Here is a 23,998-nt window from a genome sequence, read left to right as displayed (position 1 = left end):
TACTGCGTAACAGTGGAAGAGTAGGTAGCCGCCGTCTTAGGTGAAAGGAGTCAGTCGAAAGATTGGCTCCTTTTTTTGTTATATACACCAGCCGTTGTAGAGATGTGGCACGCTACGTCTTTACAAAGAGGGAACGTGGATAGATTAGTCGTTTATTTCTTTAGCTAGAGATTCCCGTAGTTTCCGGACTGCCGTGGCGATGTGGGCTTCTAATGTCTTTACTGATATTTCTAGGATATTTGCCGCATCCTTATATTTCATCTTATCTTCACGGATCAGTTTAAAAGCCATCTTGCATTTATCCGGGAGTGTATTGATCGCCTCATTTAAATGATCGATGCATTCTTTAGAAATAAGTTCTTCCTCGGGCGTAGTATCAGTATGCGCAAATAAATCGATCGTATTCTCATCGATCTGGACTTTCTCCATATGCTGTGTCCGGTATAGGCTGATGGCTTTGTGGCGGGCTATGCCATAGATATAAGAATCGAAGTTAGAGATCTCCGGTAATGACTTTCTATTATTCCAAAGACTTAGAAATGTATCAGAGACAATTTCCTCAGCTTCTACAGAGGAAGGCACATAAAGGGATGTAAACCGCATTAGCCTCTGAAAATAGGCTAAATAAAGCGATTTAAAAGCAGTTTGAGAATCGGATAGCGCGATTTCACAGACCCATTGCATTATTTCTTTGGAGTGTTTTTCCAAGTAACTAGAATCTTGTTAACTTATTTCCCTTCTAAATATATAGTCGCAAATGTATATAAAAACCCTTAGTGGATCTCTCTCTTAAAAGAGAAATACTTGATGTTAATTTCAACCTAATTTCATATCTGGTTGTTTTTGAATCTAATCCGCAGGTTGTAACATCATTGTAATATGTATGTAACGGATGCGAAATAATTGTTTCAGAACTTTGCGCAAGAATTATAACAATCAGTATGGAAACATTTTATTTGTTCTTGGTCATATTTTTGTTTGTATTGGCCATCGTAGATTTATCGGTCGGTGTTAGTAATGATGCCGTGAATTTCTTGAATTCAGCTATCGGTGCGAGAGCCGCATCCTTTAAAGTTATTATCGCTATCGCTGCTGTGGGAGTCTTTGTTGGTGCGGCGTTATCCAATGGTATGATGGATATCGCCCGGCATGGTATTTATCAACCCCAGCATTTTTATTTCTCGGAGATCATGTGTATCCTTGCGGCCGTTATGCTTACGGATGTGGTGCTACTGGATATTTTTAACTCATTAGGTATGCCGACCTCGACAACGGTTTCCATGGTGTTTGAGTTGGTGGGTGGAACGGTAGCGATCGCCTTGGTAAAGATCGCTAGTTCTTCAGGCGCTTTGCAATTGGGGGATCTGCTGAATACCGAAAAGGCTTTTACCGTGATTCTGGGTATCTTTCTTTCTGTGGCGATCGCTTTTTTCTTTGGTGTGATCGTGCAGTATCTGTCCCGGATCTTGTTCTCGTTTAATTATAAGAAAAGCTCTAAATATTTTATTGGTCTGTTCGGAGGTTTAGCGGCCACTTCCATCATTTACTTTATGCTGATAAAGGGACTGAAGACAAGTTCTTTTATGACGGGTGAGTTCAAGGATATGGTGTATGCCAATACGGGGATGATCGTTTTGGGATGTATGGTATTTTTTACGATCTTGATGCAGGTATTGCATTGGTTGAAGGTGAATGTATTCAAGGTGGTCATTTTGATGGGTACGTTTGCCTTGGCGTTGGCTTTTGCCGGGAATGACTTGGTGAACTTTATCGGAGTCCCCTTGGCTGGCTATTCCTCTTATATGGACTTGATGGCGCAGGGAGGGACCACTACCACAGATACATTTTTGATGACCTCTTTGTTGGGACCGGCCCAGACACCTTGGTATTTCTTGGTGGGTTCCGGGGTCGTGATGGTAATCGCCTTGGCTACCTCCAAAAAGGCTCAGAACGTGGTGAAGACTTCCTTGGATCTGTCTCGTCAATCGGATGGAGAGGAGTCTTTCGGTACATCGCCTGTCGCACGGGTATTGGTACGGAATTGCAGTAATATATCCGCTACGATATTAAGTATCGTGCCCACTCCGGTTAAGAACTGGATTGATAGCCGTTTCAACCAAAGCGAGATGATCATGGATGACAAGGCTAGCTTCGACTTGGTACGTGCCTCGGTGAACGTGGTTTTGTCCGGATTGCTGATCGCTTTGGGAACCTCCTTGAAATTGCCTTTATCTACGACGTATGTGGCTTTCATGGTCGCTATGGGTACTTCGTTGGCAGACCGTGCTTGGGGGCGTGAGAGCGCCGTATATCGCATCACAGGCGTATTGTCCGTGATAGGTGGTTGGTTCATTACGGCAGGGGCTGCTTTTACGATCTGTTTCATCGTCGCTCTTTTGATTTATTGGGGAGGTATTCCAGCTTTGGTCGCTATGATTGGTTTGGCGATCTATTCGTTGGTTCGTAGCCACTTCGCTTATAAGGCTAAATTGCGGAAAGAGGCATTGAAGGAGGAGGTGAATTCTACGGTGTCTAAACTTCGTAAGGCTACGGATACCCGTGAGGCTTTGGCCCTGTTCCGCGAGCATAGCCGTGAGGAATTACAATCCGATCTGGATTTTACGGCGGAAGTATTCGGCAAGGCGGTAAATGGATTCATGAATGAGAACCTCCGTGAGTTGCGCAAGGTCTTGACTGCCGTGGAGGAGAAGAAGATTCACTTGAAGCAAGTGAAACGTGTCGGTACGCTTGGCGTTACCCAATTGGATCACGATATCGCCGTGGAGAAGGGGCTTTATTATTATCAAGGAAATGACTTCGCCAGCGAGATCATATTCAGTATCCGTCGCTTAGCAGAACCGATGAAAGATCATATCGATAATAATTTCAGCCCGTTGAGTCCGGTACAGAAAGATGATTTTGGTAAGGTATCTGAACAAATCATCTCCTTCTTGAGAAATTGCGCTACTATGATCCGTAAAAACGATTATATTGGTTTTGAGGAGCTGATCGCTGAGTCGATTACCTTGATGAACCAACTTACCGCCTTGAAGAAAGGGGAGTTGAAGCGTATCCAAGGGCAGTCCGGCAGCACGAAGGTGAGCATGGTTTATTTGAACATGGTACAAGAAGCCCAGAACGTGGTTTCTTTTACGGCGAACCTCTTGAAGGTGAGCAGGAAGTTCCAGAAGGAATAATCAGTCTCTATTATATTAGGATGGTGGGAGACGGGGCATGCCCCGTCTCTACTGGTTTATAGGGTTAGCATCTTCTTTTCTTTGACTAAATCACTCTCGTCCATCCGCAGGGATGGGACTGTACACATCTTGATAAAATCTCCTGTCTGGCAAGTATAATCATAGTAGACCTGTTGTTCCGGGGTAAAATCTTCTTTATCGATCAGTCCGCTTTTCCGGCTCATGAATTCATCGATCTCCGTGCTTTCTGATTCCTTGATAAGAAGGATTCGGCGGGCAATCGGGTTACGATTATAATCCTGACCGATGTATAATCCTCGTAATTGGCGGGGATTCTTGAAAAATGGTATTTGCAGGTATATCGTTACCATCGTGAATTGGGGCGCTTGGTTCTCGTTCAGCATGCAATGGAAATTCTGAGGATCGGGCATGATCCCGAATCCCCATTGAGCCTCTCCATAAGCGCTGATCCGCCCTACACGGACTTGATTATCCGAGGGGGAGAGTAGGAAGGGTTCCATCTTGAGGCAGTCCGAGGAGGAAGAAAGGCTGTAACTGGTATAGATTCCTTTGAAAGCCTCTATTTTAGAGGCGGAGAGCCGTGTCTCCTCCATCAATTGCTTGGCGAAAGGATTATCTTTTAGGCTATCCGGTTCGGCGAGCTCCATCTGGTCTAGGCGAAGGATCATCTCCTCTATATGGGAAAGCAAACGTTTTTTCGACACGTTATTCACTAGGGCGAGCGCCGAGTCCAGCGCTTCTTCCGGCGGGTAACTCTTGATGCCCTCGAAATAATTCGGCAATACGGTCGTATATAGGGAGGACAATATGCTGGGAGCCATATCGATCCAGTCGGCTATCTCTTTCATCTTAACCCCATTGCTTCGTAGATATTCGATCTTTCGGTAGAATTCTTGAAGATTGTTCATGTGTTTATACTCTTGATTTACCTTACAAAATAAGAGGACATATGTTGCGTTTCCGTTTCATGAATGTTACATAAATATTTCTTTATAATTTATTGATTCCTAGTTGGGTATTAATAATATACATTCATGGGTTCAGTAATATGTCTGTAACATGGCGGCTGTACTTTTGCCTTCGAAAATAAAACGACAGAAGATTATGGACACTGCGATACAGACAAATAAAACATCCCGGAGGCGGGTTTCCGATCTCTTCTTCATCCTATGGGCCGGAGGGGCCGCTTTGCTTTCTTATTCCTTGGTATATATGTTGCGTAAGCCTTATACGGCTGCCGCTTTCGAGGATCTGGAGGTATTCAATATGGACTATAAGGTGGCGGTTACGATCGTGCAGATCTTGGGGTACGTGGTGTCGAAGTTCATGGGAATTAAGTTGATATCGGAGTTGCGGCGGGAAGAGCGCTTGCGGTTCATCTTGATGTCCGTGGTGATGGCGGAACTTTCGTTGGTATTCTTCGGGTTGCTCTCGGCTCCTTATAATATAGCGGCGATGTTCTTGAACGGGCTTTCGCTGGGATGTATGTGGGGGATTATTTTCAGCTTTATAGAAGGACGTAGGATGACGGATGTCCTCGCTAGTTTGTTGGGCGTAAGTATGGTGATCAGTTCCGGTACGGCAAAGTCTGTCGGCTTGTACGTAATGGATACGTGGCAGGTCAGCGAGTTCTGGATGCCCGCCTTGATCGGGGCGGTGGCATTGCCTTTGCTAGCCTTGTTGGGATATGCGCTGAACCGACTTCCACAGCCTACGGAGGAGGATATCGCCTTGAAGTCGGAGCGGGAGACCTTGAACGGGCGGCAGCGTTGGGAGCTTTTCAAGAACTTCATGCCTTTCTTGACGATGCTTTTCGTGGCGAATATAGCGATCGTGGTGTTGCGGGATATCAAGGAGGACTTCTTGGTGAATATCATCGATATGTCTGATTACTCGCCTTGGTTGTTCACGCAAATAGATAGCGTGGTGACCTTGACTATCTTGGCGATCTTTGGTTTGATGGTGCTCGTGAAAGATAATTTTAAGGCGCTTTCAGTCCTGTACGGTTTGATTATTACGGGCATGATGGTCATGGTGTTCGTGTCGTTCGGGCAGGAGCGGATGGGATTGAGCCCGGTGACATGGCTTTTCTTGCAGAGCCTTTGCCTGTATATGGCTTACTTAACCTTCCAGACGATTTTCTTCGATCGCTTCATCGCTTGTTTCAAGATACGGGGAAACGTCGGTTTCTTTATTGTCTTAACAGATTTTCTGGGGTACACGGGTACAATACTGGTATTGGTGCTAAAGGAATTCGTGGGTACGAGATTGGACTGGGCGGTATTTTATAACCAACTTGCCGGATATGTAGGGATCTTTTGCTGCGCCACTTTTGTCGCTTCCTTCGTATATTTGCGGCAACGCTATCGCAAGGAGACCGCTTTATGTGGCTGCGAGGAAATAGCAACTCTTGAGCCTACCGAAAACAATGTCCTTACGATCGCTTAAACAGGAAAATTATTAAATACGATACATACAGAATATGAAGAAGATTTCAGGTGTCATTATGGATTGGGCCGGTACGGCCGTGGATTATGGATGCTTCGCTCCGCTGAACGCTTTCCTCAAGGTATTCTCGGAAGAGAAAGGGATTGATATCACTTACCGGCAGGCCCGTGAGCCGATGGGTCTCTTGAAGATTGATCATATCAAGGCGATTTTGAGCATGCCGGAGGTGAACGAGAAGTTCCGTGCCCTGTATAAGAGGGACTGGAACAAGGGGGACGTGGAGGAGATGTACGCTAGTTTCGAGAAACATTTGTTCGCTTCCTTGAAGGATTTCACCACTCCAATACCGGGAGTCTTGGAGACGATGGCGATGCTTCGCGAGCAAGGTATAAAGATCGGCTCTACGACCGGGTACACGGCGAAGATGATGGAGATTGTCCGTCCCGGAGCCGAGGCCAAAGGATATAGGGTAGATAATCTGGTGACACCGAACGAGGTCCCGGCCGGTCGCCCCGCCCCGTATATGATCTATAAGAATATGATAGATTTGGCGATTCCTTCCGTAGATCAAGTGGTGAAGGTAGGAGATACGATCGCTGATATTAAGGAGGGCGTAAACGCCAAGGTATGGAGCGTCGGTATAGTGACCGGTAGCAACGAGATGGGCGTGAGCGAGGAGGAATATAACAGCCGTCCGGCGGAAGAATGGGAATCTCTGAAGAAAGAGGTGCGTGAGCGTATGTTGGCGGCGGGGGCTCATTTCGTCTTGGATACGATCGCCGAGCTGCCCGCTTGCATCGAGAAGATTAACAACAGGAATTAAGCTTGATAACCGAATAGAATAAAACAATCATATGAGAAACTATTTATTATTGACACCGGGCCCGTTGAGTACGTCGCAGACGGTGCGTGAGGCCATGCTTCAAGATTGGTGTACGTGGGATAAGGATTATAACGAGGGTATCGTTACCCCGATCCGTAAAGGCTTGCTGGCGATAGCGGGACTGGACGGGGATGAGTACACCAGTGTCCTGCTGCAAGGTAGCGGAACGTATTGTGTGGAGGCTACGATCGGGGCTGCTGTCCGTCCGGAGGATAAATTGTTGATCCTCGCTAACGGTGCTTATGGCAAACGTATGGCGCAGATCGCCGATTATTATCATATCAATTACGTACTGGTCTCTTTGCATGAGACGGAACTGGTAACCGGCGAGGTAGCCCGACGTGCCTTGGAGGAACATCCCGGTATCACGCATCTCTCAATGGTACATAGCGAGACCACGACCGGTTTGTTGAATCCGATTGAGGAGGTAGCCGAGGTGATCAAGGGTCGGGGGATTACCTTTATCGTGGATGCTATGAGCAGCTTTGGCGGTGTCCCTATCGACGTGAAAGGTTTAGGTATCGACTTCTTGGTCAGTAGCGCGAACAAATGTATTCAAGGAGTTCCCGGCTTCGGCTTTATCCTCGCCCAAAAAGATAAATTGATGGCGACGAAGGGGAATGCCCGCTCGCTTTCCTTAGATATCTATGCCCAGTGGGAAGCGATGGAGAAAGGGGGAGGCAAATGGCGTTTCACGTCTCCGACGCACGTGGTTCACGCTTTCTACCAAGCCATGAAGGAATTGAACGAGGAAGGCGGTATCATGGCTCGTTATAAGAGATATCAAGAGAATCACCAGATATTGGTGGAAGGTATGCGTAGATTGGGTTTCAAGACCTTGCTGCCCGATGATGCCCAAGGGCCTATTATCACTTCGTTCTTATATCCTTCCGCGGATTTCGATTTCACCTCGTTCTACGCACGGCTGAAGGAGAAAGGCTTCGTGATCTATCCGGGTAAGATCTCGGATGCGGATACGTTCCGTATCGGTAATATCGGAGATATCTTCCCGAAAGATATGGAAGCCTTGATACAAGCGATTAAAGAGATCCGGTAATCGATGCCCGTAACGTAACGAGTCCTTCGGGGCCCATATTGAACAGCAAATCCGCTATACTCAGATTGGGGAGGAATCCGAATTTCTCCCGGAATACTTGATAATAAGGTTCCGGGCGGAAGGCGGGATCTTCCCCCTCGTGTTTCGGGCGGATCGCTTCCCGGAAATCGTTGGCTACCTTCGGCTCATACTGGTCGGTATAAACGACAGAGGGTTGCATGTCCAACAGGTCACAGACTAGACGGCGCAGTTCCTCGTTGAAGTCGAGGAGGAACTCGTATTTCTTTTCGTAGAAAGGAGCGAAGTCATCGGCATAATACTCGAAAAACGGACTCATATTGTAGGCCGATACCAAAGCGTTCCAGTGTAGGTGCCGCCAGTTTCCGTGGTCGGAGATACGGATGTCCTTGGTCTGGCATTTCAAGGTATCCGGCTTGACGATGGGGATGGATAGGGAGAGTGGGCCGTTCGCAGCGGCGATGGAACAACGGTTACGATAGGTTTGCTTCACGTAATTCTCGGCGGTCTCGATACGGACCTCCGGGTATTGGAGCATCTTACAATATTGTTGTATGGGGCCTAGATAGGCGGTCGCTATATATACAGGTCGCATGATTAATGAACGGGTTTAAAGATTCGTTGTTTGTCGGGGCTGTACCAGCAGAGCCAAGCGTTGCCGACGATATGGTCGGCCGGTATGAAACCGAGATGGCGGGAATCTACCGCCTCGTTGGTATTATCGGACAGTACCCAATAGTAGTCTTGTCGGAAAAAGAAGAAATTAGTCTCCCGCCCGTCCAGATATAACTTTCCGTCGCGGAAGGAAGCCTTGCCATCCGTCTCCCGCAGGATGATCTCCTTGCAGGCGGTGAGCGAGGCTGCGTCCAGCGGGTAAGCCCGGTCTTTCCGGGGGACGATCAACATGTATTCTTGCATTTGTTCCCCGATAAAATGACGGTTTATGGCATCGGGCAATTCCTCCCTCAATTGATATTCCTCGAAAGCCGTGAGGCTGAGCATGCAGCCAAAACTTTCCTGCCTGAAATCCCTAAGTGGGATGTCCAACTTCTCTAACGTCTCCAAGAACGTCTCCTTGGCGCTCAGTGTTATGAAATAGGAGCTGAGGGAGCGGGGAGAGCGGGGGATTTTCTGCCCGTTTATCGTATATCCGTCCATGCTGACCCGGATCGTATCGCCCGGCATACCGATGCAGCGGCTGATGAATAAGGGAGCATCCGCTGAATCTCGAGAGAGCGGACTGGTAAAAAGCACGACCTTGCCCCGGACGGGCTTATTCTTCCCCGGTATTTTATTGACTAGGATATAATCCCCTTTATGTAAAGCCTCTTCCATAGAGTCCGTGGAGATGCGATAGGACTCTATGCAGAAAAGACGTATGAGCATGACGATCCCCGAGGCTAGCGCGAAAGCTGCCAGCCATTTCATGAGAACTATCAGGAATCGTTGGATTGTCATAATACGAAGTTTTCACCTCTTAATCCGGATGAACCCAGCGGAACAGGCGGTTCCAACGGATACCACCGTCGAACAGACTGCGATCCTTGTCCAAGGATAGCCAAACCAAGATCGGCTTGCCGACAATGTGATCCTCGGGTACGAAACCCCATGAGCGGCTATCCGCGCTATTATGGCGGTTATCGCCCATCATCCAGTAATAATCGTATTTAAACGTATAGGAAGTCTCGGGCTTGCCGTTGATGTAGACCTTGCCGTCCTTCATTTCCAAGGTGTTGTTCTCGTAATTCTTGATACAACGGCTGTACAACGCCAGATTACGTTCGTCCAACGGGATGGTAGCCCCTTTCTTCGGGATCCAAAGCGGCCCGAAGTTATCACGGGTCCAGCCAGTATTGTATCCGACCGGATAGGTAGGGCCGCCCAACGTCTCCGGCTCGATGATAACCTTCTTCACGGTAGGTAACTTCTCCGCTATCGCCAAGGCCTTTTTCGTGAGTGGCAGGCGATATACCGGGTTGTACTGTCCGTTCGCGTTAGGCGTAAAGCCTAGGTATGACAATAGGTTCTGGTAATAACCGCCGCTGGAGGCCAGCATACGGTCATCCTTGCTTACGTCCATTAGGCGGAATTGCTCCTCTGTGATCGGGGAACCGTCTGTTTCGATGAAGTAGTTGAACTGCATATCTTTCGGGTTCTCGGCGGGTTTACCGTCTATGTACACTTGGTTGTCTATGAGTTGGAGCGTATCACCCGGCATACCAATACAACGCTTCACGTAATTCTCCCGTTTGTCGACCGGGCGGTACATAACCTCGCCGAACGTGGCCTTATCCAATAAGATACGTTCCCGTCCGTACTCCTCGACCAAGGAGTAGTAATCTGGGTTTTGCACTTTCACGGCGATCGTGTCGCCTGCGGGGAAGTTGAACACTACGATATCATTACGTTTCACGTGGCCCAAACCTTTCACCCGTTTGTAGCCCCATTCCGGCCAATCCAGATACGATTTGCAGTTTAAGATAGGCAACGTATTTTGTACCAACGGGAAGGAGATCGGAGTGTTCGGAACGCGAGGGCCGTAACTTAATTTGCTGACGAACAGGTAATCTCCTACCAGCAAGGATTTCTCTAGGGAAGAACTCGGTATCTGATAGTTCTGGAAGACGAACAAATTGATGAAATAAACGGCTACCAGCGCGAATACGATATCGTCCACCCATTCCAATACGTTGCGTACCGCCGGGTTCTTAGACCGTTTCCAAGCTCCCCAAGGGATGTAGTGCGTCAAGAATATATCGACTAGGACGATTAATCCCAGCAGTAACCATACGTTTTGCATCCAGATAGCGAACAACGTGTATAATACGGCCGCTATACTAAACTTGATCCATTGTTTTTTCGTGAACTTCTTCATCTTTTAGCTAATACGTTTAGAATTTGAATAAGTCATTCATGCCTAGGAAACCTTTCTTTCCGGCGGTAAACTCTGCCGCTATTACGGCGCCTAGCGCAAATCCGGCACGGCTCTTGGCATCATGCTTGATACTGATCGTATCTACGTCCGACTCATACGTGATCTCGTGGATACCCGGAACCTCACCCTCACGGATGGCGTGGATCGGCAGGTCGGTCGCGTTCTCGGCGTTCTCTAAGGTCCAGCGGTCTTTACGATCGATGTTTTCCAAGATACCTTCGGCCAACGTGATAGCCGTTCCACTGGGTGCGTCCAGCTTGTGGATATGGTGGACTTCCGTCATTTTAACGTCGTAGGAGGGGAAGTTGTTCATGATTTTCGCCAGATACTTGTTCATGGCGAAGAAGATATTTACGCCGATGCTGAAGTTGGAGGCGTAGAAGAAGGTTTTGCCCTCTTTCTCGCATTTCTCCTTGATCTCGCCGATACGGTCCAGCCATCCGGTAGTACCCGATACGACCGGCACGCCTACCTCGAAACATTTCATATAGTTATTGAAAGCGGTAGCCGGGGTAGTAAACTCAATCGCCGCGTCGGCGCTCTTGAACGCTTCTGAATATATATCCTCAGCGTTATTGATATCTATGATGGAAACAATTTGATGTCCTCTTTGGATGGCGATCTGCTCGATCGTTTTGCCCATTTTCCCGTAACCTATAAGTGCAATTTTCATACTTTAATTCAATTAATGTCGCAAATATACAGAAAATGAATTACATTTGAATCCAAAATCTTAACTCTGAAAGAATATGGAACGTTTATTACACTATGTTTGGAAATACAAACTCTACGCGAGTACTTCATTGGCTACCACCGAGGGGCTTCCCATCGCTGTTATCGATCCCGGAATACAAAACACCGACGCCGGTCCCGACTTCTTCAACGCCAAGATAAAGATTGACGGCACGGTATGGGCCGGAAGCGTGGAGATCCACGAAAAAGCTTCCGATTGGTTGCTGCATCATCACGATTCGGATAAGGCATATGACTCCGTTATCTTGCATGTAACAGGTGTGAATGACGCATCCATCTGCCGGATGAACGGTGAGCCTATTCCTCAATTGCTCCTATCCGTTCCGGAACCTGTCCGGAAAAATATCGATTGGTTATTGGCAAGAGAGGTGCCCATCCCCTGTCTGGAACGGATTCAAGATGTGGACTCCGTGCATCTGGCCTCATGGATGGATACCTTGCTCAGTGAGCGGCTGGAACGAAAGACAGAGGATATATACCGTCTGCTGGATCAGTACCAAGAGGATTGGAACGAGGTGTTCTATATCCTATTAACCCGTAGTTTCGGCTTTGGCGTGAATAGCGATGCTTTCGAGTGGTTGGCGAAAAGCCTCCCCCTACGATATATCCAAAAGCAAAGGGCTAGCGAGTCGCAAGTAGAGGCGATGCTTTTCGGACAAGCGGGTATGCTCTCGGAAGAGGGATCCTGCCATTACTACCGTCTGCTGAGGCGGGAATATGAGTTTCTCCGCCATAAGTTCGACCTCAAGCCTTTGGATGAATCCTTGTTCAAAAGCCTTCGCATCCGTCCGACCAACTTCCCGCATGTGAAGTTGGCGCAACTGTCCGCTATCTGGCATCGGTACGATACGTTGTTCTCGATGATCCTGTCCGCTTCTTCTCCTAAAGAGATCAAGGATTATTTCCGTATCCAACCCTCGGATTATTGGAAGAATCATTATCACTTCCAATACGCCTCGGTGCAAAAAGATAAAATGATCGGGGAGAATGCCTTGAATATCCTGTTAATAAATACGGTAGTCCCTCTGCTATTCGCTTACGGCGGTCGAAATAAACTTCCTGAGTATTGCCTGCGTGCGACCCGCCTCTTGGAGAGTATCCCGCCGGAACGCAATCATATCGTAACCGCTTTCGCTCGATCCGGTATCGAAGTCCATAACGCTGGTGATACGCAATCACTCATCCAGTTAAAACGAGAATATTGCGAGAAGCGAAAGTGTTTGTATTGCCGGATTGGGTTCAGGTTGCTAAAACGAAGTGTTAATCCTCCTCGGTAAAAGGAGCTCTTATATACTTGCCGTCTTTATGATTATTGGTGATATAACGTATAATATATCGATCACCTTTCCGGTTGAAAAAAACATACCATGTGGTATGTTTACTGCTTTTTCGTTTGAAAAAGGCGTATTGCAAATCTTTCCCGTATCGGTTGAACCTCATTTCAGCTGTATGGGAGAGGTTATAATGTGGCGCATGAGGTAAAGTGTGGATGAAGTCGAGGATATCATCGATAAGTATGTTTGCGTACTCAATGTATGAATAATAATCTTTCTCAAATAAGGTGTCGGCTAAATCCATCAGATAAGTGATTATTTCTTTAGGGATAATAACTTTTGTGTTATTTTCTTTGTGCGTTTTTTTCATAGAAATGTTTTCTTAGTTCTTGTTTTGCGTATTGTCTGAATTCCTCGATGCTCAATCCTTTGTTCCAATCTCGTTCAAATTCATCAAGGTTACTATCCGATAGGTTTACTCCCAATCGTTGCAATATAGGATTGATCATATCCCCATATTTCTTTAAGTCGATGCGAACGTAGCTGTTGTTCCCTGCCGCATCTTTCTCCAATTCGATACCTGATACTTCTGACATAGTTGCTCTATTTATTTGGTTATACTTCCATCTATCGCGAAGATACTGTTTTTAATTAGGTATCTGCCTTATTTCGGGTGTTTTATTTTACAATAAGTTCGATGTGAATTACCGTTTTGTAAGAGATTGATAACCAGACTCGAAAAAACACGTACATGTTTTTTGGAAAAGTCGTACGTGTTTTCCGAAAAACATGTACGTGTTTTCGGGAAAACAAGCTGATGTTTTTTTCCGGATGAGCCGCGATGATATTCTTTAGGAGAGAAAAATGACAATAAGGTGAAGATAATTTATGATAACTCAATTAATTTAGGTGGCCTGTATAGATTAATTAGCGTATATATCCTTATCGTTCACGGGATTTTTCCCTATTTTTGTCCCTCAATTGAAATATGAAGATTGAATGGAAGATAAATACGTAAGAAATAGTTTACGGTTCTTTATAGGGGTACTTCTGCTGGCCGTGCTGTACTCGTGCGCGAATATAGCCTCGCCAAACGGGGGGCCTTATGATGAGGCTCCGCCTAAGTTCGTAAGCAGTACGCCGTTGCCTAACCAGATAAACTATAAGGGAAAGAAGGTGGAGATTATTTTTGATGAGTTGATCCAGATCGATAAGCCTACCGAGAACGTGATCATCACTCCACCCCAAATGGAGCAACCCGTTATCCGGGCGAACGGCCGGAAGGCGGTCATCGAGCTGATGGATACGTTGAAGGAGAATACGACCTATACGATAGACTTTACCAATTCGATCTCCGATAATAATGAGAAGAATGTATTGGAGAATTATTCCTTTGCGTTCTCTACCGGCGAATCCATTGATAGTATGGAGGTGTCCGGAGTCTTGCTGAACGCCGAGAATCTGGAGCCTATGCCGGGTATTACGATCGGCGTGCATACGAATCTGGAGGATTCCGCCTTTACGACGATCCCATTTGTCCGTACTTCCCGTACGAACGACAAGGGCGAGTTTACGATTCGTAATATGGCCCCCGGAACCTATCGGATCTATGCCTTGGAGGATGTGATGCGCTCCTACAAGTACAGCCAGCCCGGGCAGCAGATCGCTTTTTACGATTCCTTGATCGTCCCTGCGTTCGAGTTGACGACCCGTCAAGATACGATTTGGAAAGATAGCTTGACGATCGATACGGTGATGACAGTCGGTTATACCCATTTTATGCCGGACAATATCGAGTTGCGCCTGTTTAAGGAAAAAGTAGAGCGTCAATATATGTTGAAGCCGGAGCGTACGGATGAGAAAATACTAACCTTGCGTTTCAATACCTCCTTGGATACTATTCCGGTACCGGTTCCTTTGAATTTCACCCCGGCGGATAGCAATTGGTATTTCTTGCAGACAGCGGAGGAAGGAAAAGCCGTGCATTACTGGTTGACCGATTCTTTGATCTGGAAGCAAGATACGCTGCAAGTGGAGGTGAATTACCTGAAAAGCGATTCCATGAATATACTTCGTCCGCAGACCGATACGGTACAATTTACCGTGCGTCGTCGTCCTGTGGAGAAGAAGAAAAAGAAAAAAGACGATGAGCCGGAACCCATCGAGTTTCTGGGAATGAACGTAAACGCTTCCGGTTCGATCAACCTGTATGATACGGTCGCTGTTACGTTTAGCGAACCGGTAGCGGGGTTAACGAAAGATCATTTTTATCTGGATCAGAAAGTGGATACGCTTTGGGAAGCCGTTGACTTCGATTTCTTCCCGGATACGACGAATTCCTTGAATTTCTTCATCAAGCGCCCGTGGAAATATGGCGAGGAATTCCGTTTGGAAGTAGATTCCGCCACGATATTCAGTGCCTATGGTAAATGTAACGATGTGTATAGCGGGGAATTCAAGATCAAGAAGGAAGATGAGTACGGGCATTTATATATCAATATCGAGGGAGCGGATACCACCGCTTTCGTGGAATTATTGAATAGCAGCGACCAGCCGATCCGTAAGGTGAAGGTAAAAGATGGCGGCGTGCTTTTCATGGACTTGAAACCGGATAAATATTATGCCCGTTTAGTATTAGACGTGAATGATAACGGTGTCTGGGATACCGGTAATTACGCCGATAAACGGCAGCCGGAACTTGTCTTCTATTGCCCGAAGATATTCAATATCATGCAGAACTGGCAAGTGGAGGAGACTTGGAATATCAAGGCTACACCGATGAAACGGCAGAAACCGATCGATATCACGAAGAATAAACCGAAAGAGCTAACGAAAAAGAAAAGAGATTACAAAAATGAGGGAACACAGTCTTCGTCCAATAGGAACAGCGGTGTGGGCGGCTTGCGCTTCTAAACTGTATATATGCGTTTTCTTTTTGTGTGTAGCGAGTCTTACGTCTTTGCGGGCACAAACGTTGCCGTTATCCCATGGGGAACGGGTGGATTACGATCTTTATTTCAAATGGGGGCTGATCATGTCGAAGGCCGGATTGGCTACCCTTTCCGTGAAAGAATCGGAATACCAAGGAGCGCCGTCATGGCATTATAACCTGTTGTTCCGCTCTGCCGGCGTGATCGAGAAAGTCTTCAGGATGCGTGATACGATGGATTGCCATTACTCAAAGGAGCCTCGGCTCTTGTTCAGCTCGAAGCGCACGAACGAGGGAGACTACTATCTGGTGGATAATCTCCAGTTTGAGTATCAAGGAAGCGGTAGGATCGATATCCACTCGCATCGCCATACATTAAAGGAGACGAAGATCGACACGATGCTAATGGCGAAAGGGCGTGTATTCGATATGCTGGGAGCTACGATGTATCTCCGTTCGCTGGATTGGCGGACGATGAGTTATGGTGCGGAGTTCCCTTTCATGATCGCTATCGGCCGGGAGCTCGTGAACGCTCGTTTCCGCTATACGGGACAACAGATCGTCGAGCATAAGGAGGCGAAATTCCGTACCCGTCATTTCTATATCGATATCTACGATGAGGCATTTTCCCAAGCCAAGGAAGCGGCGGAGGTTTGGATCGGTGATGACGAGAACCATATCCCGGTAAAGATCCGGGCGAAACTGAAGATCGGGGCGGCCGAGGTCTATTATAAAGACTCCTATAACCTGCGTGCCCCGCTTACTTGCCGTATCGTGGTGCAAAAGAAATGAAAGCTTTTAGATAGGCTTGTGTTTCTCGCACCCAGCTCATCACGGAGCTGGGGCGAGAGCTTTTTATATTGATAGGGTAGTTGTCGTGATCGTGTAGCATTGATGTAGACAAATATAAAAGATGTTTTATAATAAAGGGGGCTCATAAAGGCAGAGGTTATGACATGTGAATAATTTGTTTATGACATATTGTTTATTTAGATTGATTTATAATGTGTTGCGTATAAGCATAAAAAAGCGAAAGCCTTTGGGAACAAACCCCAAAGGCTTTCGCTTTTTATAGAATTTCTTTTTTAAACCAACGGAGTGAAGGGTAATTCCGTGTCTTTGCGGTAACCTGTACCATTAAAAGTCGCGATTAATTCTCCGGCTTCATTGGTGATACGGACTTCGCAATTCGCCAGTCTCTTATGGCTGAACGCTTCTTTCGCTTCCGCATATAAATATCCCTTACTCTCCGCCTTAAAGAAATTGATGTTTGAGGTAATGGATAATGTCAGGCGTGCGTGGCTATTAGTCGCCGCGGCGAAAGCCAGATCCGCCAACGTGAAGATCGCCCCACCTTGACATACGCCTCCACCATTTAAATGTTCGGGCTTGATGAGCATACGCGCCTTGGCGTAACCGTTGCCCGTTTCTAATAATTCAACGCCCGCAAGCAAGGCGAATTTATCGCCTTGAAGAAATTCATGGATTGTCATAACCTCTTACTATTCGCTTGGTGGATTATTTGCTTAGTTTCCATTCCGCACCATCCTTGGTATCCTTTATCTCGAATCCCATCGCGGTTAATTCGTTACGGATCTTGTCGGAGGTGGCCCAGTCTTTATTCGCCTTGGCTTGCTGGCGGATGGATAATAATAAGTCTACGGCCTTGCCAAAAGTCTCATAGCTGTTACCACCTGCGGAAGCCTCGTCTTTCATACCTAGGATGTCGAACAAGAACAAGTGGAATACCTCTTGTAATTCTTTCAGGTCCTCCTCGGTTATGGTAGCCTTGCCGTCTTTTATCGAATTGATCGCACGGGCGGCATCGAATAGATGAGAAATCACGATCGGTGAGTTCAAATCGTCATTCATGGCCTCGAAACATTTCTCACGAAGACCTCTCGTGTCTACAGTAGAGGTGGCGGACGGTTTCAACTTCATCAAATGTCCGTATGCCTCCATCAAGCGTGACAAGCCCTTCTCGGCAGCTTGCAAAGCCTCATTGCTGAAATCAACCGTGCTACGGTAATGCGCTTGCAGGATGAAGAAACGGATGGTCATGGCGGAATATGCTTGTTGCAACGTCGGATGATCACCCGTGAAGAACTGCTCCAGTGTGATGAAATTACCTAATGATTTACCCATCTTCTGGCCATTGATGGTGATCATATTATTGTGCATCCAATAATGAACCATGTCATCCCCTTGGGAAGCCACGGCTTGCGCGATCTCGCATTCATGGTGCGGGAAGATCAAGTCCATGCCACCCCCGTGGATGTCGAAATGCTCCCCGAGGTATTTCTTGCCCATAGCGGTACATTCGCAGTGCCAACCGGGGAAGCCGTCGCTCCACGGAGACGGCCAACGCATGATATGCTCCGGCTGGGCGCATTTCCAAAGGGCGAAGTCGATGGCGTTATGCTTCTCGTCCTGCCCGTCCAACGCACGGGTCGTATTCAACATATCCTCGATATTGCGACCCGAGAGGATGCCGTATTTATGATCTTTATTATATTTCTCTACGTCGAAATAGACGGAGCCTTGGCTTTCGTAAGCGTAGCCGTTATCCAGAATCTTCTTGACTAACTCGATTTGTTCGATAATATGTCCGGAAGCGTGCGGCTCGATGCTGGGAGGAAGTACGTTCAGCGCATCCATCGCTTGATGATAACGATTGAGGTAATATTGAACCACTTCCATCGGCTCCAACTGTTCTAGCCGTGCCTTCTTGGCGATCTTATCCTCCCCATCATCGGCGTCGTGCTCCAGATGCCCTACATCCGTTATATTACGTACATAACGCACTTTATATCCTAGGTGGGTAAGGTAACGGAATAGCAAGTCGAACGTGATCGCCGGACGTGCGTGTCCCAAGTGGGCGTCACCATAAACCGTGGGGCCACATACGTACATACCTACATGCGGCTCGTGCAGGGGTATGAATTGCTCCTTCTTTCTCGTAAGCGTGTTGTAAATATTCAATGGATGTTCCATATTCTATTATATATTTAGGAATCGCAAACTTACAAAAAATCCTTGGTATTATCAAGCTGATCGTGAATAGTCTGTAGTTTTCATAGGCATTCATTGACTCTTGATGACTTCCGACGGATTCTCATTGGCTGCCTTACATACCTGTTCACGTATCGTACCTAGAACCATGCTGGTAATGGTGATGAATATTCCCACCAACCACCAGATCTGGATTTGGATGCGATAGGCGTAGCCTTGCAACCAGTAGTTCATGACGAGATAGCTGATCGGGAAAGCGATGATTCCGGCGATGACAATTAATCGCATGTATTCCTTGAAGAACAAGAAAATGATCTCGGAGGCTTTCGAGCCTACTACTTTCCGGATAGCGATCTCTTTACGCCGCCGTTTCGTGGAGGCTGTAGCGACGGCGTAGATGCCGAACAAGGAGATTAGCAAACAGGCGAAAGCGAGGAACGAGAATATTTTCAGCCCGACGATCTCGGATTGGTTCAGTTGATCGTAAAGCGTTCCGATCGGGGTGATCCGGGTATCCGCTAATGTCGGGTCTATCTTGGGCAGTAGCTCCGTGATATGGTGGGCGATGTTTCCTTCCTCGCCCGGTATGACCCGGATATACAGATTATTCACCAGTCCACCCGAAGGAATGAATAGCATCGGATGAATACTTTCCCGGAAAGATAGCGCATGGAAATCGTTGACGACACCGACGATCTCGTATTCTTTGATCACGCTGAAATCTGACCACCACGGCATACGGATGATGCTGCCGACTGGGGCTTGTAAGCCCATGGCACGAACCGCCGACTCGTTGAGCACGACACTAAGTTCGTTGCCTTCTGTCCACCACCGGCCCATTAACATCTTTAGGTCGAAGGTCTCACCAAATCGGTGATCGGTTCCATAGAGGTGGAAGTCCACCTTTGTGTCCAGCGGTTTTCCCTCCCATTCCACATTCGTGAAGATCGCCATGGGATCGACATGATGTTGAGGCTTAAAGTTCGTGTCGGTGAAACTTTTGACTTGCGGCAGGGCACTTAACTCTTGCATCAACGTGGATTCTATTTTCCCGGATACGTCTACGAAGCCGGATAGTTGGATAAGGCCTTTTGGGTCGAAACCTAAATCTTTTTGATTTACGAATCGCATTTGCTCCATGACAACCAGCGATGCTACGATGAACAGGATACTGATCATCAATTGTAAGGTCACGGCCATGCGGCGTAACAAAAGGGGTTTGACTGTCTCTTTGGGAACGAGCGAGGTGGTTGCCGTATGGCTGAACTGCCCGAAGAATACTAATCCTGCACATTGGAGGATGAGGAATGTACCTATACCTACCCCTGCGAAAAGAAACAGGAACCGGCCCATCTCCAAATCAATCTCCAGCCATCGGGCGAAAAGCGGCTTGACTTGGACTATGAAGATCAAGGCTACCAACAAGGATGCAAGTACGAAACAGCCTAGCTCGACAGACATTTGTTCGATCAATTGCTTTCTCGTTGCGCCGTTGACCGTCCGTAAACGCCATTCCCGCACACGTTGCCGAAAGAGATCCATATAGGAATTCAAGAAATTGAAGAGGGCGGCAAACAATAATAGGGCACCAGATACGACAAACAAGCCGATGAAATTTAAGGTAAAGGGTGCATCTTCATTCAGATGATGCCGGATCTCACGGATGGGGAGTGTTCGCAACTCGATCTCCTTGTTCACCCCGATACGTTCAGGTAGCTCTTTTAGTTGATTGGCGAAGGCTTTTGGGTCTGAGCTTGGATGGAGTTTCACGTATAAGTCCATCACGAAGAAGCTCCATTGTGCCTCTGGAGGTAACTGGGAGAAATGCTGTATCATGTTATGGTTGATGATCGCGTCGAACGGTAGATTGGTATGGGGTGATGGGTCTTTCACCACAGCCGTGACGATGTAGGGAGGTAAGGAGGCTCTCATCAAGGTGTGTATCGGTTGCCCGATCGCCTTTTCCGCGTCGCCAAATAGACGGACCGCCGTACGTTCGCTCAAGATCATGTTGTTTACGATTTGTAGCGGATGATTCATTTCTCCACAAACGAAAGATTGCGGGAATACCTCTAGGAACGTGCTGTCTGTATAAAGCATATTCATTTGGATATAAGGAGTCGCTTGGGTTCGGCAGTTTTCGGTTGAAAGCATAAGCGTGGTGGAGGCTTCGATAGCTGGGACTTGCTCTCGTAAGCTATTCTCGATACCTTTCGAGGCTCCTTTGTTCACTTTCCCGGATTGTTTCTCGGCGCTATAGACACGGTAGATGGATTCGGAATCCTTGTAGAAAGAATCGTAAGTGGTCTCATGATCCATCCAATAGAGTATGGGCACGAAACAGACGAGGGCGAAAGCCAGCCCTAGGATACTGATGGAGGCGCTGATTTTATACTTCCAGATGTTTTTGAAGGCAATGACACAGTAATGTATTAACATGGCAATTCCGTTTTTTGATGATATCGCTGATGACTCAATTTCGCTGAATCCGATTCAAATATCATGCCATAAATGTAACGTATTAGAAAATAGAATCATAGAAAAATCTGTATTTCTTCATGTAGTGCGATAGCGTACATTTTTTGTGCGATAATGCACGTACAAGCTGTCTTTATTCCCTTTATCTTTGTCCGTATGGAAGAAAAAGGAAAGATATTGATCATCGACGATAATAAGGATGTGTTGTTCGCATTGAACTTACTGTTGGAGCCGTACATGCAAAAGGTGAAGGTAACGACACAACCGGCACGCATCGAGTATTTCATGCGGACGTTCCAACCGGACGTGGTCTTGCTGGATATGAATTTCCATCGGGATGCCGTGAGCGGGCAGGAGGGTTTTGAGTATTTGGGACAAATCTTGGAGATCGATCCGCAGGCGGTCGTGATCTTCATGACGGCCTATTCGGATATAGAGAAGGCGGTCAAGGCCATTAAGGTTGGCGCTACCGATTTCATCTCCAAGCCGTGGGAAACGGAGAAGTTGCTGGCTACCCTCTCGTCGGGCATTCGATTGAGCCATTCCCGTAAGGAGGTCGGACGTTTGCGGGAGCAGATGAAAGCCATGAAGGCGGACGACACATTGCCGGAATTGATCGGTGAGTCGCCAGCGATGCTGAAGGTAAAGGATACGATCTACAAACTCGTGGAGACTGACGCGAATATATTAATTACCGGCGAGAGCGGTACGGGAAAAGATTTGGTGGCTCGTTTGTTGAGGCATTACTCGCCCCGGCGTGACGATGCTTTCGTGACGATCGATTTGGGAAGCATCCCGGAACAATTATTTGAGAGTGAGTTGTTCGGTTACGAGAAAGGAGCCTTCACGGATGCCCGACGGTCTAAGTCGGGACGGATGGAGATGGCCTCCGGTGGTACGCTCTTTCTGGACGAGATCGGTAACCTGTCCTTGCCGATGCAGTCTAAATTGTTGACGGCTATAGAGAAACGTCATATCACCCGTTTGGGAGCGGTGGAACCGATCTCGATCGATGTTCGTTTGATCTGCGCCACCAACGCCAATCTGCGTCAGCTGGTGGGCGAGGGGAGTTTCCGGCAAGACTTGCTCTATCGGATCAATACCATAGAGATAGCCATACCACCGCTGCGTGAGCGGGGAGAGGATATCTTGATGCTGGCCGATCATTTCCAGAGGCTGTATAGCCGGAAATACAAGAAAACGATCAAAGGGTTGAGCCGGGAGGCGGGGAGTAAGCTGATGAAATACCCTTGGCCCGGTAATGTCCGGGAGTTGCAGCATGTTTTGGAGCGAGCCGTGATCTTGAACGAGGGTACGGTGCTGAGACCGGATGATTTCCCTCTCTATACAGCCTCTTACGAGCGGAAGAAGGAGCTGGACCCTGATTTGAATCTGGAACAAGCCGAGCGGAAAATCATTGAGCGAGCCTTGCGGCAAAGCAACGGTAATATGAGCTATGCCGCCGAGCTATTGGGTATCACCCGTTTTTCCTTGTATCGCAAAATAGAGAAGTTCGGCTTATGAGATCGTATGCGTTCACGGTCATCTCGCACATCCTAGGCATCGTATTGTCTACGGGACTCCTGTTCTATTGCGTGCATGAGGAGATTATTTTTTGTCCTACTTTTTGCGGGATCGCGATCTTGTATTTCTCGATTCATCTTTATTTCATACAGATGCGGCAGGTGAAGTATTGGCGTTATGTGGTGGATTGCTTGCGGCAGCAAGACTTGATCCAGATCGTTCGTTCACCTTACGAGGATAAGGTGATGCGGGAGTTGGCGGACGATTTGTCTGCGGCCCTGCGATCCTTGCGTGGCCGATTGATGGACGAGGAGGTGAGGCGGCAGTATTTTGAGAGTCTGTTGAATAAGGTGGACACTGCCGTACTCGTTACTGACAGGGAAGGGGCTATTGAATGGAAGAACCGGGCCGCCGACGCGTTGCTGGATACGAGGTGTCGGTTACCCAATGAGTTCTTGGAGGCTATCAAGGCGGGGAAGACGGTGGTGCGTTACGGAAAACCATCCGTTCCGCAAGATTGGGCGATCGATGCCACTCGTATCGACTTGCGAGGTTGCGAGCGTTGGATCGTCAGCTTGAAGAACATCCATTCTACCTTGGAGCGGAATGAGATGGAGGCTTGGCAGAAATTGATCCGTGTCTTGACGCACGAGATCATGAACTCCATCACACCCGTTATCTCGTTGTCCGAGACCTTGAGCAAACGTTGTAAAGCAGATCCGGATGATGTCCGGAATCGTTCGTATATCCAGCATGGGGTGAATGTCATCCATCGCCGGAGTAAAGGGTTGCTGGATTTCGTTGAGAATTACCGGAGATTGACCCGGATCGCCTCTCCGGTAAAGACCCGTATCTTAGTGAAAGATTTCTTTTCGGATTTAAGGCGTTTGTGCCCTGAGCCTTCTATCCGTTTCCGCTTGCCGGACGAGCCTCTGGAATGGTTTGCGGATCGGGCGCAGATGGAGCAGGTCTTCTTGAACTTACTGAAGAATGCTTGTGAGGCTTGTGCGGAAAAGCCAAACCCTGAGATTATCGTGGCGGCTCAGCGGGAGGGAAACGAACTTGTCTTTACCGTGCGAGACAACGGTATCGGTGTCTTACCCGAGGTTATCGACCGGGTTTTTGTACCTTTCTTTACCACCAAGCCCTCCGGCTCGGGTATCGGTTTAAGCATCTGTAAGCAAATAATCACCTTGCATGGCGGCCATATCTCGGTAGAATCCGAGAATGGAAAGGGTAGCTGTTTCTTTTTGTACTTTAATTGATTATCAGCCTATTGCAGTTTTTCTAAATTTCTTATACGGAAAACTTTAGTTTCTTCAAGGAAAAACTTTCGTTTCTATATAGGGAAACAAAAGTTTCTTACTGAGGAAACTTTTGTTTTATTAGGAGAAAACTGTCTTTTCCTGATTTATCTAGACACTTTTTTTGTTTATAAACGTAATCAGTAGACAGTAGTTATAAAGTAA

General features: G+C 47.3%; 20 protein-coding genes. 9 read left to right on the top strand and 11 right to left on the bottom strand.

Annotation, left to right across the window (positions count from 1 at the left end; genetic code table 11):
* Nucleotides 1-144: 144 nt before the first annotated feature.
* On the bottom strand, nt 145-684 hold the full coding sequence (locus tag ACESPU_RS21395; protein WP_005860644.1) for an RNA polymerase sigma-70 factor: 540 nt from the start codon (nt 682-684) through the stop codon (nt 145-147).
* 257 nt (nt 685-941) lie between these two features.
* On the opposite strand from ACESPU_RS21395, the gene ACESPU_RS21390 reads away from it, so the two are divergent.
* Nucleotides 942-3,197, top strand: coding sequence for an inorganic phosphate transporter (locus tag ACESPU_RS21390; protein ID WP_044545184.1), 2,256 nt, complete (start codon nt 942-944; stop codon nt 3,195-3,197).
* 56 nt (nt 3,198-3,253) lie between these two features.
* Here ACESPU_RS21390 and ACESPU_RS21385 read toward each other — a convergent pair whose 3' ends face one another.
* Nucleotides 3,254-4,126, bottom strand: coding sequence for a hypothetical protein (locus tag ACESPU_RS21385; protein ID WP_005863981.1), 873 nt, complete (start codon nt 4,124-4,126; stop codon nt 3,254-3,256).
* 196 nt (nt 4,127-4,322) lie between these two features.
* Between ACESPU_RS21385 and ACESPU_RS21380 the strand changes: the two genes are divergently transcribed.
* From ACESPU_RS21380 to phnW, 3 genes are read left to right on the top strand one after another with little or no spacing between them, the layout of a single operon-like run.
* On the top strand, nt 4,323-5,666 hold the full coding sequence (locus tag ACESPU_RS21380) for a DUF5690 family protein (RefSeq protein ID WP_373133650.1): 1,344 nt from the start codon (nt 4,323-4,325) through the stop codon (nt 5,664-5,666).
* 34 nt (nt 5,667-5,700) lie between these two features.
* Nucleotides 5,701-6,489, top strand: coding sequence for a phosphonoacetaldehyde hydrolase (phnX, locus tag ACESPU_RS21375; protein ID WP_195474084.1), 789 nt, complete (start codon nt 5,701-5,703; stop codon nt 6,487-6,489).
* Between the two features lie 31 nt (nt 6,490-6,520).
* On the top strand, nt 6,521-7,606 hold the full coding sequence (gene phnW, locus ACESPU_RS21370; RefSeq protein ID WP_373133649.1) for a 2-aminoethylphosphonate--pyruvate transaminase: 1,086 nt from the start codon (nt 6,521-6,523) through the stop codon (nt 7,604-7,606).
* On the opposite strand, the gene ACESPU_RS21365 is transcribed toward phnW, so the two are convergent.
* The 4 genes from ACESPU_RS21365 to dapB are packed head-to-tail and all read right to left on the bottom strand — an operon-like array spanning nt 7,590 to nt 11,232.
* A complete protein-coding gene (locus ACESPU_RS21365; protein WP_373133648.1) occupies nt 7,590-8,219 on the bottom strand; it encodes a WbqC family protein in 630 nt (209 codons plus the stop codon). The two genes, phnW and ACESPU_RS21365, sit on opposite strands and share 17 nt — an antisense overlap.
* Before the next feature lie 2 nt (nt 8,220-8,221).
* Complete coding sequence (lepB, locus tag ACESPU_RS21360) at nt 8,222-9,082, bottom strand: signal peptidase I (RefSeq protein WP_005860657.1); 861 nt, start codon at nt 9,080-9,082, stop codon at nt 8,222-8,224.
* A gap of 19 nt (nt 9,083-9,101) precedes the next feature.
* A complete protein-coding gene (locus ACESPU_RS21355) occupies nt 9,102-10,499 on the bottom strand; it encodes a S26 family signal peptidase (protein WP_373133647.1) in 1,398 nt (465 codons plus the stop codon).
* A 16-nt stretch (nt 10,500-10,515) separates the two neighbouring features.
* A complete protein-coding gene (gene dapB / locus ACESPU_RS21350) occupies nt 10,516-11,232 on the bottom strand; it encodes a 4-hydroxy-tetrahydrodipicolinate reductase (RefSeq protein ID WP_005863996.1) in 717 nt (238 codons plus the stop codon).
* A 76-nt stretch (nt 11,233-11,308) separates the two neighbouring features.
* Between dapB and ACESPU_RS21345 the strand changes: the two genes are divergently transcribed.
* Nucleotides 11,309-12,589: a DUF2851 family protein gene (locus tag ACESPU_RS21345; RefSeq protein WP_158533122.1), complete on the top strand. Its 1,281-nt coding sequence runs from the start codon at nt 11,309-11,311 to the stop codon at nt 12,587-12,589.
* On the opposite strand, the gene ACESPU_RS21340 is transcribed toward ACESPU_RS21345, so the two are convergent.
* Both ACESPU_RS21340 and ACESPU_RS21335 read right to left on the bottom strand, forming a co-directional pair.
* Complete coding sequence (locus tag ACESPU_RS21340) at nt 12,573-12,956, bottom strand: hypothetical protein (protein WP_048928466.1); 384 nt, start codon at nt 12,954-12,956, stop codon at nt 12,573-12,575. The genes ACESPU_RS21345 and ACESPU_RS21340 overlap by 17 nt on opposite strands.
* Nucleotides 12,931-13,182: a hypothetical protein gene (locus ACESPU_RS21335; protein ID WP_005864002.1), complete on the bottom strand. Its 252-nt coding sequence runs from the start codon at nt 13,180-13,182 to the stop codon at nt 12,931-12,933. The genes ACESPU_RS21340 and ACESPU_RS21335 overlap by 26 nt, the downstream gene beginning before the upstream one ends.
* Nucleotides 13,183-13,585: 403 nt before the next feature.
* On the opposite strand from ACESPU_RS21335, the gene ACESPU_RS21330 reads away from it, so the two are divergent.
* Both ACESPU_RS21330 and ACESPU_RS21325 read left to right on the top strand, forming a co-directional pair.
* Nucleotides 13,586-15,499, top strand: coding sequence for an Ig-like domain-containing protein (locus ACESPU_RS21330; RefSeq protein WP_373133646.1), 1,914 nt, complete (start codon nt 13,586-13,588; stop codon nt 15,497-15,499).
* Complete coding sequence (locus ACESPU_RS21325) at nt 15,441-16,307, top strand: DUF3108 domain-containing protein (RefSeq protein WP_005860674.1); 867 nt, start codon at nt 15,441-15,443, stop codon at nt 16,305-16,307. The genes ACESPU_RS21330 and ACESPU_RS21325 overlap by 59 nt, the downstream gene beginning before the upstream one ends.
* A 293-nt stretch (nt 16,308-16,600) precedes the next feature.
* Here the strand turns inward: ACESPU_RS21325 and ACESPU_RS21320 are convergent, their stop codons facing one another.
* The 3 genes from ACESPU_RS21320 to ACESPU_RS21310 all read right to left on the bottom strand — a co-directional run bounded on the left by ACESPU_RS21320 (nt 16,601) and on the right by ACESPU_RS21310 (nt 20,966).
* A complete protein-coding gene (locus tag ACESPU_RS21320) occupies nt 16,601-17,008 on the bottom strand; it encodes a PaaI family thioesterase (protein WP_005864005.1) in 408 nt (135 codons plus the stop codon).
* A 25-nt stretch (nt 17,009-17,033) separates the two neighbouring features.
* Nucleotides 17,034-18,509: a cysteine--tRNA ligase gene (gene cysS, locus ACESPU_RS21315; RefSeq protein WP_087347183.1), complete on the bottom strand. Its 1,476-nt coding sequence runs from the start codon at nt 18,507-18,509 to the stop codon at nt 17,034-17,036.
* 90 nt (nt 18,510-18,599) lie between these two features.
* Entirely contained in the window at nt 18,600-20,966 is a 2,367-nt protein-coding gene (locus ACESPU_RS21310; RefSeq protein WP_158532928.1) for an ABC transporter permease, read from the bottom strand.
* Nucleotides 20,967-21,161: 195 nt separating this feature from the next.
* On the opposite strand from ACESPU_RS21310, the gene ACESPU_RS21305 reads away from it, so the two are divergent.
* Nucleotides 21,162-22,529 carry a sigma-54 dependent transcriptional regulator gene (locus tag ACESPU_RS21305; protein WP_008778028.1) on the top strand — a complete coding sequence of 456 codons (1,368 nt, stop codon included), beginning with the start codon at nt 21,162-21,164 and terminating at the stop codon, nt 22,527-22,529.
* Nucleotides 22,526-23,794, top strand: a complete 1,269-nt coding sequence (locus tag ACESPU_RS21300; RefSeq protein WP_022192314.1) for a PAS domain-containing sensor histidine kinase — start codon at nt 22,526-22,528, stop codon at nt 23,792-23,794. Before ACESPU_RS21305 ends, ACESPU_RS21300 begins: the two co-directional genes overlap by 4 nt.
* Nucleotides 23,795-23,998 lie beyond the last annotated feature (204 nt).

Source organism: Parabacteroides sp. 20_3, assembly GCF_964238835.1.
Classification (GTDB): domain Bacteria; phylum Bacteroidota; class Bacteroidia; order Bacteroidales; family Tannerellaceae; genus Parabacteroides; species Parabacteroides distasonis.
Note: the sequence above shows the minus strand (reverse complement) of the source record. Positions and strands in the feature narration are given on the sequence as shown.

What these genes read in the sequence shown, in the direction of transcription:
- ACESPU_RS21395 (WP_005860644.1), bottom strand. Translation starts at nt 684, where the DNA reads ATGCAATGGGTCTGTGAAATCGCGCTATCCGATTCTCAAACTGCTTTT.
- ACESPU_RS21390 (WP_044545184.1), top strand. Translation starts at nt 942, where the DNA reads ATGGAAACATTTTATTTGTTCTTGGTCATATTTTTGTTTGTATTGGCC.
- ACESPU_RS21385 (WP_005863981.1), bottom strand. Translation starts at nt 4,126, where the DNA reads ATGAACAATCTTCAAGAATTCTACCGAAAGATCGAATATCTACGAAGC.
- ACESPU_RS21380 (WP_373133650.1), top strand. Translation starts at nt 4,323, where the DNA reads ATGGACACTGCGATACAGACAAATAAAACATCCCGGAGGCGGGTTTCC.
- phnX (WP_195474084.1), top strand. Translation starts at nt 5,701, where the DNA reads ATGAAGAAGATTTCAGGTGTCATTATGGATTGGGCCGGTACGGCCGTG.
- phnW (WP_373133649.1), top strand. Translation starts at nt 6,521, where the DNA reads ATGAGAAACTATTTATTATTGACACCGGGCCCGTTGAGTACGTCGCAG.
- ACESPU_RS21365 (WP_373133648.1), bottom strand. Translation starts at nt 8,219, where the DNA reads ATGCGACCTGTATATATAGCGACCGCCTATCTAGGCCCCATACAACAA.
- lepB (WP_005860657.1), bottom strand. Translation starts at nt 9,082, where the DNA reads ATGACAATCCAACGATTCCTGATAGTTCTCATGAAATGGCTGGCAGCT.
- ACESPU_RS21355 (WP_373133647.1), bottom strand. Translation starts at nt 10,499, where the DNA reads ATGAAGAAGTTCACGAAAAAACAATGGATCAAGTTTAGTATAGCGGCC.
- dapB (WP_005863996.1), bottom strand. Translation starts at nt 11,232, where the DNA reads ATGAAAATTGCACTTATAGGTTACGGGAAAATGGGCAAAACGATCGAG.
- ACESPU_RS21345 (WP_158533122.1), top strand. Translation starts at nt 11,309, where the DNA reads ATGGAACGTTTATTACACTATGTTTGGAAATACAAACTCTACGCGAGT.
- ACESPU_RS21340 (WP_048928466.1), bottom strand. Translation starts at nt 12,956, where the DNA reads ATGAAAAAAACGCACAAAGAAAATAACACAAAAGTTATTATCCCTAAA.
- ACESPU_RS21335 (WP_005864002.1), bottom strand. Translation starts at nt 13,182, where the DNA reads ATGTCAGAAGTATCAGGTATCGAATTGGAGAAAGATGCGGCAGGGAAC.
- ACESPU_RS21330 (WP_373133646.1), top strand. Translation starts at nt 13,586, where the DNA reads ATGGAAGATAAATACGTAAGAAATAGTTTACGGTTCTTTATAGGGGTA.
- ACESPU_RS21325 (WP_005860674.1), top strand. Translation starts at nt 15,441, where the DNA reads ATGAGGGAACACAGTCTTCGTCCAATAGGAACAGCGGTGTGGGCGGCT.
- ACESPU_RS21320 (WP_005864005.1), bottom strand. Translation starts at nt 17,008, where the DNA reads ATGACAATCCATGAATTTCTTCAAGGCGATAAATTCGCCTTGCTTGCG.
- cysS (WP_087347183.1), bottom strand. Translation starts at nt 18,509, where the DNA reads ATGGAACATCCATTGAATATTTACAACACGCTTACGAGAAAGAAGGAG.
- ACESPU_RS21310 (WP_158532928.1), bottom strand. Translation starts at nt 20,966, where the DNA reads ATGTTAATACATTACTGTGTCATTGCCTTCAAAAACATCTGGAAGTAT.
- ACESPU_RS21305 (WP_008778028.1), top strand. Translation starts at nt 21,162, where the DNA reads ATGGAAGAAAAAGGAAAGATATTGATCATCGACGATAATAAGGATGTG.
- ACESPU_RS21300 (WP_022192314.1), top strand. Translation starts at nt 22,526, where the DNA reads ATGAGATCGTATGCGTTCACGGTCATCTCGCACATCCTAGGCATCGTA.